Below are 15,170 nucleotides of genomic sequence, written 5' to 3' on the forward strand. Positions count from 1 at the left end.
ATGGGTTGTAAATTGAATGACAGGACGTGGCATTGATCACGGTGTCGTCCTCTCTTGAAAATGGCCGTTCATGGACATTAACGCGTTCATTCCGACTGAGCGGGTAGTTCAATAATGCTGGACTGCTCAATAATGAGCTTTTTAAGCGCCTCGACATTAGGGCCGAAGGCGTCACGTCGCCAGACGAGCCAGGTGGACGCGGCGGCGATATCGGGCGGTAATTCATGTACCTGAACGCGTGTGCCTGCGGGCAGCGATTCAAGGACGGCATAGGGGAGCATGGCGAGTCCGGCACCGCTGGCTACACAGGCAAGCATGGCATGGTATGAGTGGATTTCCATGATAGTGCCGGGCACTACGCCATCCTGGCGAAACCAGTTCTCAAGGCGCTTTCTGTAAGAACAACTGGGGCGGAAGGCAAACAGCGTATCGTGGCTGGCATCCCGTGCATGGGTAATCGGCGCGTGTGTCGTGTCAGATATCAGCACGAGTCGTTCCGTAAAACATGCGCACCCATTCAGCTCATCGTAGACAACGGGGCCATCGACTAACGCGGCTGCCAGCGTTCCCGCCCGCACGCGCTCAATGATTTCCCCGGATGTACCGGTATTCAGAGACAGTGAGACAGTGGGGTAGCGCTGATGATAAGCCGCTAATAGCATAGGCAAGCGGGTTGCCGCAGTGCTTTCCATCGAACCGAGCGCGAAATTACCTGCGGGTTCACCCGTACGCGTCATGCTGATCGCTTCTTCGCTAAGTGCCAGAATGCGCTGCGCATAACATAAGAAATTGTGCCCAATAGGGGATAGGCGCAGGCGCTGTTTCTCACGGATGAACAGATCGGTACCCAATTCCTGTTCCAACTGGCGCAACCGCGTGGTCAGATTTGAGGGTACTCGATGCAGTTGCTCTGCGGCGCGCGCAACGGAGCCCGTTTCGGCGACGAGACAGAACATGCGGAGCTGGGTCAAATCCATATCTTTCTCTTTTCGTAATGAACTGGTGTTTGATTATTCATTTTTTGTGAAGTGTAGCGGCAAGCTGTGCATTTCGCAACTGGCTTACGCACACTGACGCGAAGGTAACGTGAACCCCGCGCGATGAGAGGTACTCTGAATGATGAAAATGACGGGGGTAATTATCATCAGGATTAATATTCGAACTCAGAAAGAGAAGAAAGCCATAAAATGATCGCGGCAGAAATTAATAGCACCACAATCAACTATGGCTGCGGATAGGGTCATATTTTCTAATGAATAGGGCAGAATGAAAAATAAGAATAATCACAGAAAAATAAATCTGTATTTTCCACAGCTGCAATAGCGACGGTATGAAAATAAATAGATAATTAAAATAAACAGTTAAATGTTCATGTAAATTGTTGTATCAGAGCAATAGCCAGAAACTATCGCAATTCTTCATTTTTATCGCAATTGTTGATGTAAGAGCGTAAAGTGCCCACCCGGAGTGCCGATAATATTAATGAATGCTAGGAACACCTTATCGTCACTGTAAGGAAGTGTATCTTTTTGTCATTAAAGGAAAATAACTCTAACTAATGAGAGCCTCTGCTCTTCATTAAATGACGTAACACCCGGCGTATTTCCAATTAAAAATGTGCTGCTATCTTGCAGAAAGCGCAGAGGAAAATCGCCAGATAATTTATAGGAGTCTTCTGTGAATTTTTTAAAAAATATTACCATCAGGGCAATGCTTTTAACCATATTAGGTCTGTTTCTGGTTGTATGGGGGGGAGCGTCTTTCTTTACCACCACCTCATTAAGCAGCATGACCAAACTATTGGAGTCCGGCGAAACTCAGCGTAAAAACGTAGAGATGCTGGTAAAAGGCAACGACCAATATTTTCGTACGGTTACTCGCTTGTTGCGTTCTATGGATTTCCAACAAACAGGCGAAACAGCGGAAGCAGAAAAAGTATTTACGGCAGCAATGACCGCGTTTAAAAACACGTCAGATCAACTGGCTGCGTTTAAAGCCGCTGGGCATGCTGGTGTCGATAAAGAAACGGCAGACAATATGATTGCCGCGTGGACCCAGTTACTGGATAACGGGTTGACGCCGATGCTGAACGCTGCGCGTGAGAATCGTCAAGAAGAGTTTCGTCAACTTTTCCGTAAAACCTACCCACCGCTGAGCGTGGCGTTTGGCGGCAATATGGAAAAATATCAGACTGCGATTATGTCGTCATCTGACGCGTCAATGAGCGAGGTTTACAGCCTGGCTGACTGGAGTAATCGTATTTTGCTGGGGGCTATGGTTCTTGGATTGCTCATCCTGCTGCTGACGGATCGCTATTTGGTTCACTATCTGGTCAAGCCGTTGAATATGATCAAAGGCTATTTTCAGGTGCTGGCAGCCGGTCAGCTTGGTCACCCACTTGAAGAGTTTGGCCGCAACTGTGCCGGACAACTGATTCCTTATCTGAAAGAGATGCAGGGCAGTCTGGTTAATACGGTGTCCATTATTCGCGACAGCTCGGCATCGATTCATCAGGGCTCGAGTGAAATCAAAAGCGGCAACAACGATCTGTCCGCCCGTACTGAACAGCAGGCTGCTGCACTGGAGCAGACCGCTGCCAGTATGGAAGAGCTGAGCGCGACGGTGAAACAGAATGCCGATAACGTTCATCAGGCTACCAAGCTGGCGCAGGACGCTTCTATTGCGGCGAAGAAAGGCGGCGACGTCACGGCAGATGTGATGGCGACGATGGCAAGTATTACGACCAGTTCGAAGAAAATTGCCGACATCACCAGTGTCATTAACGGCATTGCTTTCCAGACCAATATTCTGGCGCTGAACGCCGCGGTAGAAGCCGCCAGAGCCGGTGAACAAGGCCGTGGTTTTGCAGTCGTTGCGGGCGAAGTTCGTAATCTGGCGCAGCGCAGTGCTCAGGCGGCGAAAGAAATTGAAAGCCTGATTGCCGAATCGGTTGAACGCGTTAACATGGGGTCAAATCAAGTCACACAAACCGGTGAAGCGATGGATTCCATCATTTCCGCCATTACCCGAGTGAACGATTTGATGGGCGAAATTGCATCGGCATCGGATGAACAGAGCCGCGGTATTACCCAGATCGGTCAGGCTGTTACCGAGATGGATGGCGTTACCCAGCAGAACTCCGCATTGGTACAGGAATCTGCCGCTGCCGCAGCATCGTTGGAAGATCAGGCTCGTCAGTTAACGGAAGCGGTATCGGTGTTCCAACTGTCGGATTCACAGGCACTTCGTCATCCTCAACAGCGCCTGGCGGAGAAAGCGCCAGCCGCGCAAAAACCGATGTTATTAGCGGCCGCTGGCGGCAAGAAGGTCAATGCTAACGACAACTGGGAAACCTTCTGATAGCCTCACCGCACGGAGCGTCAGGGCGCTGACGACCGCAAAAATCAGCGGGTTTATCGTCAAAAGCACTGGGATAGTCTCCCGGTGCTTTTTTGTTTATCGCTGAACATTGACGACTGAATCGGCGTTTTTCTGTGCCTGGGTTTCGACCTTGTTACGGCACACAGGCACATTCGTTACGCTTGATAACTTGAATCTATTTCCACAATCATGACATACAATCGCTGGATAATCGTTACTCTCTCAACTAGAGTGTTGACGGCGCTAAGGTCTGACCAAGACTGTGATAGTGCGATAGGCATAGTTACACCTGCAGGAGAATAATAATGTCATCACTAAGTAAAGAAGCCGTTATGGTGCACGAAGCGCTGCTGTCACGCGGTCTGGAAACGCCGCTGCGCGGCGCGTTGTTGGATCGGGATACGCGTAAGCAACGTATTGCCGAGCATATGACGGAAATTATGAATTTGCTGAGCCTCGATCTGGGCGATGACAGCCTGGCTGAAACACCGACGCGTATCGCCAAAATGTACGTTGATGAAATATTCTCCGGTTTGGACTACGCCAACTTCCCTAAAATCACCATCATCGAAAACAAAATGAAGGTCGATGAAATGGTTACCGTACGGGATATCACGCTGACCAGCACCTGCGAACACCATTTCGTGACGATCGATGGAAAAGCAACGGTGGCGTATATTCCGAAAGATGGCGTCATCGGCTTGTCGAAGCTCAACCGAATCGTCCAGTTTTTCTCTCAGCGTCCTCAGGTGCAGGAGCGCTTAACGCAGCAGATTCTGGTCGCGCTGCAAACGCTGTTGGGTACGAGCAACGTTGCGGTTTCGATTGATGCGGTGCACTACTGCGTGAAGGCTCGCGGCATTCGTGATGCAACCAGCGCCACGACCACCACATCGCTCGGAGGGCTGTTTAAATCCAGCCAAAATACGCGTCAGGAATTCTTGCGCGCGGTGCGCCACCACAATTAAGCCCTCTCTTTATTGGCGATGATGAAGAAAATACACTTTGTCATCGTCAATTCGGCCACTGTCAAATCAGCAAGCATCTTCGCTTTTTCTCCGTCTATGCATACAATCGCTACTTCGATGATTTGAAAATGTAATTTGTATGCCCTCTCAAACTATACCGTCACCTCCATTACCCTCTTCGCGGATCGTTGCGCTGGATTTCGCGCGCGGCGTCGCTATCCTGGGCATTTTACTGCTGAATATTACGGCATTTGGCTTACCGCACGCAGCTTACCTGAATCCTGCCTGGCAGGGGCAAACCACATTATCTGATGCCTTAACCTGGGCGGCGATGGATCTGCTTGCGCAGGCGAAATTTCTGACGCTGTTTTCTCTTCTTTTTGGCGCGGGGTTACAATTGCTGCTGTCGCGGGGGAAACGTTGGGTACATGCACGTCTGTTCTGGTTGATGATCATCGGGCTGATTCATGCCATTTTCCTGTGGGATGGCGACATTTTACTCGACTATGCGCTGATTGGTCTGGTGTGTTACGGCATGATTCGCCACGCGGAAAGCAGCCGATTGCTCATGCGCACGGGAGTTGTTCTGTATCTGGTGGGCATCGGCGTGCTGTTTGTGCTGAGCCAGATTTTGAGCCTGCAACCGGGACGTTTCTGGCTGCCGGGCATGGCGGATATCGCCTATGAGGCCTACTGGCGGGCGTTAGGTGGGCCGGAAGCGTGGGGGAACCGTGTCGATCTGCTAACGGAAAGCCTGTTGTCGCTGGGCGTGCAGTACGGCTGGCTGTTGGCCGGGTCGATGCTGCTAGGTGCAGGATTGATGCGCAGCGGCTGGCTGAAAGGTGAGTTTAGTACGGCACATTACCGTAAGGTTGCGCTGTGGCTGATTCCACTGGGTGTGGCAATTAACAGCATTGGTGTGGTGGGACAGTGGCTGGTGGGGTGGGAGTATCGCTGGAGCGGGCTGTTATTGCAGATCCCGCGTGAACTGAGTTCACCTTTGCAGGCTATAGGATATCTGGCGCTGTGCTACGGTTTTTGGGCCACGCTGTGTCAATGGCGCATCACGTATTGGATGACCAATGTCGGGCGCATGGCGTTAACCAACTATTTGCTGCAAACGTTGATTTGTGTGGTGTTGTTTAATCAGCTTGGCCTGTTTATGGCGTTCAGCCGCCTGCAACTATTGGCGCTGGTGCCCGCTATCTGGGGAGTCAATCTGGTCTTTTCTCACTACTGGCTGTGCTATTTCCGGCAGGGGCCGCTCGAATGGTTATGGCGTACGCTCACCAATGCGATAGGGAAAACGGCGTAGAGAAAGATGCTACGGTGTAACGTGCGAATTGTGTGAGTCGGATTCGGGCTCAGCTTTTGTCAGTGGCTTAGCCTGCTGCACTGGCGCGGGAAGCACCTGTTCCGGCAGGACGGCAGGATAATCTGGAGCGTCGTCTGGAATGGTATGCTCGGCGGGAATCGGCACCTGTGGCCCTAAAAAGCGCGGCTCGCGTTTGAGAATATACAGATCGAACAGTGCACCCAAACGTGCACCAAACTCACGAACCCGTACCGTCATCATATTTTTCGGGGAAGGTACGGCGTAGCACTGCGCCTGAATGCCAAGATGCAGCGCGATGAATAGTGCACGTTCGCAGTGAAAACGCTGGGTGATGATGGTGAAATCGTTGGTATCAAACACTTTGCGCGTTCTGACGATGGAATCCAGCGTGCGGAACCCTGCATAGTCCAGCACGATATCCGAAGGCGGAACGCCTGCGGCGATCAAGTCACGGCGCATCGTCATCGGTTCATTGTAACTTTGCAGTGCGTTATCACCGCTTAAAAGCAGATAGCTGACTTTACCGCTGTTGTAAGCGTTAATCGTCCCCTGCATACGGAACAGGTAATACTGATTGATCACGCCGGTACGGTAATACTTCGCCGTTCCCAAGACGACACCGACCTGACGTTTCGGCAAGGTTTGAAGCTCATCGTAAATAAATGGCGCGGTTTTCCAACTGATCCAACGATCGAGGGCAAAAGCAGAGAGCAGCAGCACGCCAATGAGGGCTAACAAACCGAATGTCAGGCGTTTCCACATGCTTATGCCTCAGGTAAGGCGAGTAGACTAATCATGCCTCAAGGCTACTTTACCTGACAGGGCGACGCAAGACGCAGGCGAGGAACGGGCGGTTTATTGATTGAATTTTCAGCGTTCGGGGCGAGAGGGTGTAAAAATAAAACGCCAGCGTTTCGGGCAGAAAAGCTGGCGTGATGGATAATACTGGTTACTTAGCCCGTTGTTAGGGGAAACACAGGGGGAGGTTCCCGCAGGGAGGCCTCACCCCTGTGGTCGCCCCGTGTATCTCGATCCTTAAACGATCGGTATTAGGCGTAATGGGCGTATTAAATTCGGCTACCCCACAGATCGTACTCGTCTGCGTGTTCGACCTTCACCTTGACGATGTCACCGACTTTCACGCCGGTCTCGCCATTCAGGTAAACCGCGCCATCAATTTCAGGGGCGTCAGCCATGCTACGGCCAATCGCGCCTTCTTCGTCGATTTCATCGATTAGCACCAGCACTTCACGGCCAATTTTATCCTGCAAGCGCTGAGTGGAAATTGTCTGCTGAAGCTGCATGAAGCGGTGGAAACGCGCTTCTTTAACCTCTTCCGGTACTTGATCTGGCAATGCATTTGCCGCTGCGCCTTCGACCGGGCTGAATTTAAAGCAGCCCACGCGATCCAGTTTGGCTTCTTTCAGGAAATCGAGCAGCATCTGGAAGTCTTCTTCCGTTTCGCCAGGGAAACCGACAATAAAGGTAGAGCGCAGCGTTAGGTCTGGGCAAATTTCGCGCCAGCGCTTAATGCGCTCCAGCGTTCTTTCTACCGCGCCAGGGCGCTTCATCAGCTTGAGAATTTTCGGGCTGGCGTGCTGGAGTGGAATGTCCAGATAAGGCAGGATTTTGCCTTCCGCCATTAACGGAATCACATCGTCTACGTGTGGATAAGGGTAGACATAATGCAAGCGCACCCACACGCCCAACGACGCCAGTTGCTCACACAGGCTGACCATGCTGGTTTTGACCGGTTGACCGTTCCAGAACCCCATACGCTGCTTCACATCTGTACCGTACGCTGAGGTATCCTGAGAAATCACCAGCAGCTCTTTTACTCCGGCATCAACCAGACGTTTCGCTTCATCCAGCACCGAACCAATTGGACGGCTATCTAAATCGCCACGCATAGAAGGGATGATGCAGAACGTACAACGATGGTCACAGCCTTCTGAGATTTTCAGATAGGCGTAATGACGCGGTGTGAGTTTCACACCTTGCTCGGGCACCAGACTGGTAAACGGGTTGTGTGTCGGTTTAGGGACATATTGATGGACGTGGGATAGCACCTGCTCGTAGCTGTGCGGGCCGGTAATTTCCAGAACTTTGGGATGCACTTCGCGTATTTGGTTTTCTTTCGCACCCAAACAGCCCGTTACGATGACTTTACCGTTTTCATTCAGCGCTTCGCCAATGGCTTCCAGCGACTCTTGTACGGCGCTGTCAATAAAACCACAGGTATTGACGATCACCAGTTCAGCGTCGTCATAACGTGGGACGACCTGATAACCTTCAGTACGCAGTTCGGTCAGAATCCTCTCGGAGTCGACGAGGTTTTTCGGGCAACCGAGGGAAACAAAGCCGATACGTGGTTGCGGGGTAGAAACATTGCTCATAATGATAAAGAAATTGTCAGATTGGGGTTCGTTAGGGCAGCGATTGTACCGATGCCAGCATCAAATTCCTACAAGAAGATGAGGGGTACTATTGCCATGCATCGGTGCCCAATCTACGCCAACGCATTTGTGCATTGGTTGCTCTTGCCGATTAGCGTATCAAATGATGAAGGGGGAGGTTGCCGCTCTTTTTTCCTCTTCAACGTTGACAAGAAAAGCATATAACGGGGAGAGTGAGATAAAAGCCTCCTTCAATGTAACGGCAAGTTGTTTATTGAATAGGTCTGATATATTAGGGTTTTCTACCATCACAGAGAAAGACTTCCTGTTATACCAGGTGGCGATTTCCTCTGGCAAATCGGGCTTTAATGGGCGCTTATAACTTTCACCAGACAGTTCGAATTGGGATAATAGGGAGCTGGTTGCCTGTAAGAAAGTGTGTTCTTTTTTCAGGATATGTTCTCTTACCCGATCCATTGTGTCACGGCTTGCGGCGTAATAACCCAAACCGTAATAAAAAGAATGAGGTCTGATTTCGAAAAAGTAAACCGGTGAGTCGATCCACTCCTTTTGCGGACGTTTGAATACGAGCCACATTCTATCGCGATAGCGTGATTTATCTTTAGAAAATCGAGTGTCTCGATATATGCGGGAAATCGTCTTTCCTATATCGGGCCTTATTTCAATTACAGGGTCGATTTCCTGTATCGTCGGTGATAATGAGATGACTAAGTTTTGGAAAGGTTCTAACAAGGTCTTATTATAGGAAGGCTTATTTTTATCATACCAGTCTTTGCTGTTTTCTTCTTTTACCTTACTGAGAAACGTAAGGCTTTCTTTTGTAAAGCCAGTAAATATCGGAGATGATGGTTTCATTCTTTCCCCTACATTATCCTTTGATGGCAATATCCGAATATTAATAGGCTGTTGCCTAAGTTTTAGCAAGGGGAAAATCGCCGTGATTAAAAAGAGAGCGATAAGTATGACTTAAATCAAATTTCTATTTGGCTTATGAATTTTAGCTAGGAATGATAAAAAAGCTAATGCATACTCATTACAGGAATAATGAATTGTTTTTTACTGGTATCAATAGCATTAATTCTAATTCACTGCTAATGATTTGCTTGTTAATTAAATTAATACTTATAGATCTTGTTTTACTGTTTTTTAATGGCGTTATTTTTTGATGTTTAAGCGGATTTTGCTGCATTTCAAATTTCTGTTTATAACTATAAAGATTGTCTAATTAACTAATAAATAAAAGATTATTTGTATGCAAATCCGTTCTGTCTCAGAAAAGCTGTCTCTGTTGGTCTAACATTCATAAGCATGCCTACGTTTTGGCATTATCATTCGATGGTGCTTGTACACAAAGACTCTGTTCCATTAAAAATCAGTGCGTTAATATCACAAATATGGTTTTAGTATTAACAGCATGGAGTTTAAACGTTTTCTCCGTGTTACCTGTGTGAGTATTTTAAATGTTCTTTTTATATGAATAAGGAATAGCGATATGTTTAAACCAAATAGTGTCATTCTCTATGTCAATGATGTTGATGCCAGCACAACGTTTTATGCGTCTATTTTTGGGGAGGGGCCTATTGAAGCTTTTCCTGGATTTTCCGTTTTTTCCTTGAAAGATGGATTTATCCTGGGGTTACAAACAAAGCATGATATTGAGCCTAAACCTGAACCTGCCTTTGGTGGGTTTGAACTGTGCCTGAGTGATATCTCAATTGAGGAAGTCGATGCTATTTATAATGACTTCGCATCCCGTAATGTACCGATGGCATTGACGCCGACAAGACTGGAGTTTGGTTATACATTTGTTGCACTCGACCCGGATGGACATCGAATTCGACTTTGTGCGACAGACACTAGCGGTATTGAAAAACTGTAATTTACTGACTGGCTTTATTCTTTTTATATTACGTTATTGGGAATAGAGTCAGTCTATTTATCTTAGATAAATTATAAAGATCACTTATTGGTGCGGTATGCCCCTGCCTGTCACTCCATAAAATGAATATCCATCCCAAAAACTGAGGAGAATAATGTGGGAAAAGTATGGTTTATTACGGGAGCTTCTCGTGGTTTTGGCCGTATATGGACGGAAACAGCATTGCGACGTGGCGATTGCGTCATTGCTGCTGCGCGAGAGCCAGAAAAATTAGCAGATTTATGTGAGTTATTCGATGACAGACTGTTACCGGTTACGTTGGATGTGTGCGACCGGGCTGCTGCCGTACGGGCGGTAGAAAAGGGTGTACACAAATTTGGCAGGGTTGATGTCGTTATCAATAATGCCGGATATGCGCTTTTCTGCCCGTTGGAAGACGTTCCAGAATCTGATGCCAGGAAGATTATTGAAACGAACTTTCTTGGTTCTCTATGGGTAATACAAGCGGTATTGCCATTATTGAGAGAGCAGAAGAAAGGCCACATTATTCAAATATCCAGCATTGCTGGTTTAATGACCTTCCCGGGTATGGCGATGTATAACGCGACTAAATGGGCAGTGGAAGGGTTGCTTGAAACATTGGCTGGTGAAGTCGACGAATTTGGTATTCATGTCACGTTAGTTGAACCTGGCCCACATTTAACTGACTGGATTGGTTGCTCGGCTACCCGACCGCCTCATAGTGATATTTATCCGACTCTGGAGGAGATGCAGCAGCGTTGGCCCCGATTAATGCCTGCTGCGCCGGAAAGTGTAGCGCAGCCAATGATGGAATTAGTTGACGCGGCTAAACCGCCGTTACGAATTTTATTAGGGGAGGGGTTAAAAGAGTTGATTTTAAAAAATGGGCAGCATCGTTTGGCTGAGTTTATATAATGTATTGATTATAAATACCCTACTTCATAAGGAATAAGGATATATCATGAAGCATAGTGATACGCGTGAAAATAATCGAAAGACTGTTAAGCAGTATATGGAAACGTTAGGGCAGGCTAGGCTATCAAGACATGAGCTCTTTGATGATGAAGGATACGGTGGATTATGGACCACAGATACAGGAGAACCAGTGGTCACTAAAACTAAAAAACGGTTAGCTGAACATGCGGTGTGGTCATTAGCCTGTTTTCCAGATTGGCAATGGTATAACGTCCAGATATTTGATACTCAGGATCCAGATATTTTCTGGGTAGAATGTGATGGAAAAGGCGAAATTAATTTTAAAGGATATCCCAAAGGATATTATGAAAATCACTTTATCCATTACTTTCAGTTTAAAAATGGAAAGATAATTGTCCAGAAAGAGTTTATGAATCCTTGTGAGCAATTTCGTGCGCTTGGAATACCTGTTCCAAAAATAATACGTGAAGGCATTCCCACTTAATTTAAATTTTATGACTTCTATGTCAATCGCATGATGATGCGATGGTCTTTTACGCCTCAAATATTGAAGAGGATATGACATGGCTATACCTCAGATAGAAGAGTACGATCTTGGTTCTCCAGCGCTGTCGGTTAAAAATAATGTTTCATGGAATATTGAGCCTTCACGATCTTTACTTTTAGTTCATGACATGCAGGACTTTTTCCTCGCTCCGCTACCAACAATGCTACGTAATACGCTAATAAAAAATTGTGAGAGTTTAATTAGTTGGGCAAGAAGTCACGCTATTCCTATTGTCTATACCGGACAGAAAGGAGATATGACGCCGAAAGAACGTGGTCTGCTTTATGATTTCTGGGGATCTGGCATGAGTGCAGAACCTGTTCATACTAAGATCGCGTCGGCATTGTCCCCACAGCCTGAAGATTACGTATTGAAAAAATGGCGATATAGTGCTTTTTTCTCCTCGCCGCTGGATGAAATTTTTAATCGTAACCAAAAAGACCAAATAATTATATGTGGTGTCTATGCGCAAATAGGCATTTTGACTACGGCACTCGATGCATATTCTCGAGATATTGAGGTTTTCCTCGTTCAGGATGGTATTGCTGATTTTTCGTGTGCGGCGCATCAGAATATGTTGACTTATGCCGCTTCATGTTGTGCTGCTATTCTGCCTGTAAAAGAGGTGCTGAAATGAATACGGAAGCCAGCATCACTGAATTGCTTAAGCACGGCACAGGCAGAGGAAATCATTCATTTGCATTGTTATTCCGGCCAGAGAAAAAAATCTATCCCGAAATAGAAATAATCGAGGGTGATGAGCACGAACTGGCGTATTTACACGATTTAGACGATCTCTTGGTGAAGAAAGAGAAGGAGGAAACGCAAGATATATTACTCGTTGCACCCTATCGCCAAATTACAGAGCGAGGCTATTCAGCGATTGATGATCATAAACCTCTGATTGCGATTGCCATTACGGATTACAACACCGTACCGCTACACAAGGCGTTAACGTGTTTGCCCAGCGTTACCGTGAATGTCAAAAATGCGCATTTCACTCCGTCTGATGAAGAGTACGCCCGCACGGTCGCTGAGGTTATCCAGAACGAGATTGGAACCGGGCAGGGCGCAAATTTCGTGATTCGTCGCGCTTATAACGCGACGCTAACCGACTACAGCTCGGAGATGGGGTTAACCATCTTTAAAAATCTACTGCTGCAAGAGAATGGCGCGTATTGGACGTTCTTTATTCAGTGCCGTGATATGACATTAATCGGAGCCTCTCCTGAACGGCATATCACGTTGGATGAACAGCGGGTTTCCATGACCCCCATCAGCGGCACTTACCGTTATCCGCCGACTGGCCCGACTCGTGAAGGGCTGATTGACTTTTTATCGAATGAGAAAGAAGAAGATGAATTGTCAATGGTTCTTGATGAAGAACTGAAAATGATGACCAGGATTTGCGACTCGGACGTCAAAACTTTTGGCCCGTTTTTAACGCCAATGTCGCGTTTGGTGCATACGGGCTATCGACTTGAAGGACATTCTTCGCTCTCTGTCCCCACAATTCTTCAGCGGTCTTTATTTGCACCGACGGTGACTGGCAGTCCCCTCGAAAATGCGACGCGGGTGATTGAGAAGTATGAATCATCGGGCAGAGGCTACTACAGCGGCTTTGCCGCATTGTTGGGACAAACGTCTGGAAAGCCCACGATTGACTCGGCAATTTTGATCCGGACGACCGAAATTAATCGGACCGGAGCGATGACCATGGGGCTGGGGGCGACGCTAGTAAGAACTTCAGACCCCGCTTCTGAGGCGGCGGAGACGCGAGCTAAAGCGGCGGCATTTCAGTGTGCTATGGGGCTAACTAACGGTTCCAAATCTATTTTTCAGGATGAACAGGTGAAGATTGCGTTGCAAAAGCATAACCAGCGCCTTGCCGCATTCTGGCTTGATAACCACTTAGTCGCACGTTCAAAAACGGCGGGTACGGGGCATGCCCTACTGGTTGATAACGAAGACGCTTTTACCTCCATGATGGAATATCAGCTTCGTGCTATGGGGTTGAGTGTTCGCCTTGTGCATTATTCCTCCCCTTTTCGCATTGCGCCGAACGAACTTCTGATCATTGGCCCCGGTCCCGGCGACCCGAGGGATCTGAGCGATGCGCGAGTGATGAGAAGTCGAAAACTAATGCTGAATGCGATGAGACAGGGCCATCCGTTCATTGCCGTCTGTTTTGGTCATCAGATTCTGTGTGCTTCCCTGGGATACCCCATTGCTGCGCTGGACTACCCTAACCAGGGGATTCAAAAAGAGATTTCTTTTTTTGGCCGGATAGAGAAAGTCGGGTTCTACAACACCTTCACCGCCATTGATGACAATAACGTTCCGTTAGGTCTTCAGGGGGAAATTCGCGTCTCTCGTGATGAAAGCACAGGACATATTTTTGGCCTCCGCGGGCCACGTTTTTCCTCTATGCAGTTCCACCCAGAGTCGGTTTTGACCCTTGATGGGCCAAGAATTCTTTATGAATCAATACAACAGATGGTGATGCCATGATGATGGAATGGGTGTGGTGGGAACTCACGGAAGACGATCCCGATATTAAGGAGCTGCGGGAGCAACTTACACCACGGGATGTTGTTGCCTGGAATTCGGTGGAAGCACTTCAGGAGAAATACTGGGTGATGAATCATTCACCTGCGCGTTGGGGGGCGATCATGTTGTGGCGTGAAAAGAAACCCGCCCTGGCAGATTTACCGCCAAATCGTTCGGCTGAAATGATCGGACGAGCGCCTGATAAGCGTATGAGTTTTACCGTTGCCGCCAGTTGTCTGAATGAATCCCAGTTGGCTCCGCTTGCTTCCCTATTTGAGGAGGGATTATGCACCACTATGCCATCGTAAACGCGTTCAGCGATAGGCTGCTGGCAGGGAATCCGGTCGCTGTCTTTTTTGACTGCGATGAGTTGGAAACCAACGTCATGCAGCGTATTGCGGCTGAGATGAGACTGTCAGAATCAACATTTGTATCCCAGCCGAAACATGGCGGTGATGTCCATGTCCGCATTTTTACCCCCGTCAATGAACTGGGTTTTGCAGGACATCCGCTGTTGGGAACGGCGCTCGCCTTGTCCCTGCGTCTAGGGAAAAGCACGCTGAATATTGAAACCGCGAAGGGCATTTTTCCTTTTACTTTGGAATACCCCGAACGGCTAGGTGACGCGGTCGTCGCACACATTGACATGGTTCAGCCTGAACCGGTGATTCAGATGTATACCCAGGCTGACGCGCTACTGCACGCATTGGGCGTTCCGTGCAGTACGTTGCCAGTTGAAATGTATGACGTCGGTCCGCGGCATGTCTTTGTCGGCGTTGACACGCTGGAAATGCTTTCTGCACTGGTGCCCGATCAGCGTGCGCTCGCTCAGCATGAAAACATCGCCGCGCTTTGCTTTTGCCGTACCGGCAATACGTGGCGTATGCGTATGTTTTCTCCTGCTTATGGCGTGGTGGAAGATGCTGCGACGGGCTCTGCCGCCGGGCCTTTGGCTCTGCATCTTGCCAGACATGGCGTCACGCATTTCGGCACAACACTGGAAATTTTACAGGGCGTGGAGATGGGACACCCATCAAAGATGTACGGCCTTGCACAGGCTGATGGGGAGAAATATCGGCTATACGCTGGTGGACATGCGATACAAGTCGCGCAGGGAACCTATTTCATTTAAAGG

The 15,170-nt window shown here is 48.3% G+C and carries 14 protein-coding genes; 10 read left to right on the forward strand and 4 right to left on the reverse strand.

Annotation, left to right across the window (positions count from 1 at the left end; translation table 11 throughout):
- Nucleotides 1-86 precede the first annotated feature (86 nt).
- Nucleotides 87-977, reverse strand: coding sequence for a putrescine utilization regulator PtrR (gene ptrR, locus KKH3_RS07650; protein WP_039357710.1), 891 nt, complete (start codon nt 975-977; stop codon nt 87-89).
- 700 nt (nt 978-1,677) lie between these two features.
- On the opposite strand from ptrR, the gene KKH3_RS07655 reads away from it, so the two are divergent.
- The 3 genes from KKH3_RS07655 (at nt 1,678) to yeiB (ending at nt 5,664) form a co-directional block, all read left to right on the forward strand.
- Nucleotides 1,678-3,360, forward strand: a complete 1,683-nt coding sequence (locus KKH3_RS07655; protein WP_039357713.1) for a methyl-accepting chemotaxis protein — start codon at nt 1,678-1,680, stop codon at nt 3,358-3,360.
- 326 nt (nt 3,361-3,686) lie between these two features.
- Nucleotides 3,687-4,349 carry a GTP cyclohydrolase I FolE gene (gene folE / locus KKH3_RS07660; protein WP_039357715.1) on the forward strand — a complete coding sequence of 221 codons (663 nt, stop codon included), beginning with the start codon at nt 3,687-3,689 and terminating at the stop codon, nt 4,347-4,349.
- Between the two features lie 139 nt (nt 4,350-4,488).
- A complete protein-coding gene (yeiB, locus tag KKH3_RS07665; RefSeq protein ID WP_039357718.1) occupies nt 4,489-5,664 on the forward strand; it encodes a DUF418 domain-containing protein YeiB in 1,176 nt (391 codons plus the stop codon).
- A gap of 9 nt (nt 5,665-5,673) precedes the next feature.
- Here yeiB and sanA read toward each other — a convergent pair whose 3' ends face one another.
- From sanA to KKH3_RS07680, 3 genes are all read right to left on the reverse strand, one after another.
- Nucleotides 5,674-6,447 (reverse strand): outer membrane permeability protein SanA, encoded by a 774-nt coding sequence (gene sanA, locus KKH3_RS07670; RefSeq protein ID WP_039357721.1) that lies wholly within the window; start codon nt 6,445-6,447, stop codon nt 5,674-5,676.
- 305 nt (nt 6,448-6,752) lie between these two features.
- The gene (gene rimO, locus KKH3_RS07675; RefSeq protein ID WP_039357724.1) at nt 6,753-8,081 is read right to left on the reverse strand and encodes a 30S ribosomal protein S12 methylthiotransferase RimO; all 1,329 of its coding nucleotides are present in this window, start codon (nt 8,079-8,081) and stop codon (nt 6,753-6,755) included.
- A gap of 159 nt (nt 8,082-8,240) precedes the next feature.
- On the reverse strand, nt 8,241-8,957 hold the full coding sequence (locus KKH3_RS07680) for a DUF2461 domain-containing protein (RefSeq protein WP_039357727.1): 717 nt from the start codon (nt 8,955-8,957) through the stop codon (nt 8,241-8,243).
- Between the two features lie 637 nt (nt 8,958-9,594).
- Here KKH3_RS07680 and KKH3_RS07685 point away from each other — a divergent pair.
- From KKH3_RS07685 to KKH3_RS07715, 7 genes are all read left to right on the forward strand, one after another.
- Nucleotides 9,595-9,981 (forward strand): VOC family protein, encoded by a 387-nt coding sequence (locus tag KKH3_RS07685; protein ID WP_039300824.1) that lies wholly within the window; start codon nt 9,595-9,597, stop codon nt 9,979-9,981.
- 156 nt (nt 9,982-10,137) lie between these two features.
- Nucleotides 10,138-10,917, forward strand: coding sequence for an SDR family oxidoreductase (locus KKH3_RS07690; RefSeq protein ID WP_039357729.1), 780 nt, complete (start codon nt 10,138-10,140; stop codon nt 10,915-10,917).
- 46 nt (nt 10,918-10,963) lie between these two features.
- Entirely contained in the window at nt 10,964-11,422 is a 459-nt protein-coding gene (locus KKH3_RS07695; protein ID WP_039357731.1) for a PhzA/PhzB family protein, read from the forward strand.
- Nucleotides 11,423-11,501: 79 nt separating this feature from the next.
- Entirely contained in the window at nt 11,502-12,122 is a 621-nt protein-coding gene (locus KKH3_RS07700; RefSeq protein ID WP_039357734.1) for an isochorismatase family protein, read from the forward strand.
- Nucleotides 12,119-13,996, forward strand: a complete 1,878-nt coding sequence (locus tag KKH3_RS07705) for an anthranilate synthase family protein (RefSeq protein WP_039357737.1) — start codon at nt 12,119-12,121, stop codon at nt 13,994-13,996. Before KKH3_RS07700 ends, KKH3_RS07705 begins: the two co-directional genes overlap by 4 nt.
- Nucleotides 13,993-14,343, forward strand: coding sequence for a hypothetical protein (locus KKH3_RS07710; protein ID WP_039357739.1), 351 nt, complete (start codon nt 13,993-13,995; stop codon nt 14,341-14,343). Before KKH3_RS07705 ends, KKH3_RS07710 begins: the two co-directional genes overlap by 4 nt.
- Nucleotides 14,322-15,167, forward strand: a complete 846-nt coding sequence (locus KKH3_RS07715) for a PhzF family phenazine biosynthesis protein (RefSeq protein ID WP_039357742.1) — start codon at nt 14,322-14,324, stop codon at nt 15,165-15,167. Before KKH3_RS07710 ends, KKH3_RS07715 begins: the two co-directional genes overlap by 22 nt.
- The last annotated feature ends 3 nt before the right edge of the window (nt 15,168-15,170 follow it).

The organism is Pectobacterium actinidiae, assembly GCF_000803315.1.
Classification (GTDB): domain Bacteria; phylum Pseudomonadota; class Gammaproteobacteria; order Enterobacterales; family Enterobacteriaceae; genus Pectobacterium; species Pectobacterium actinidiae.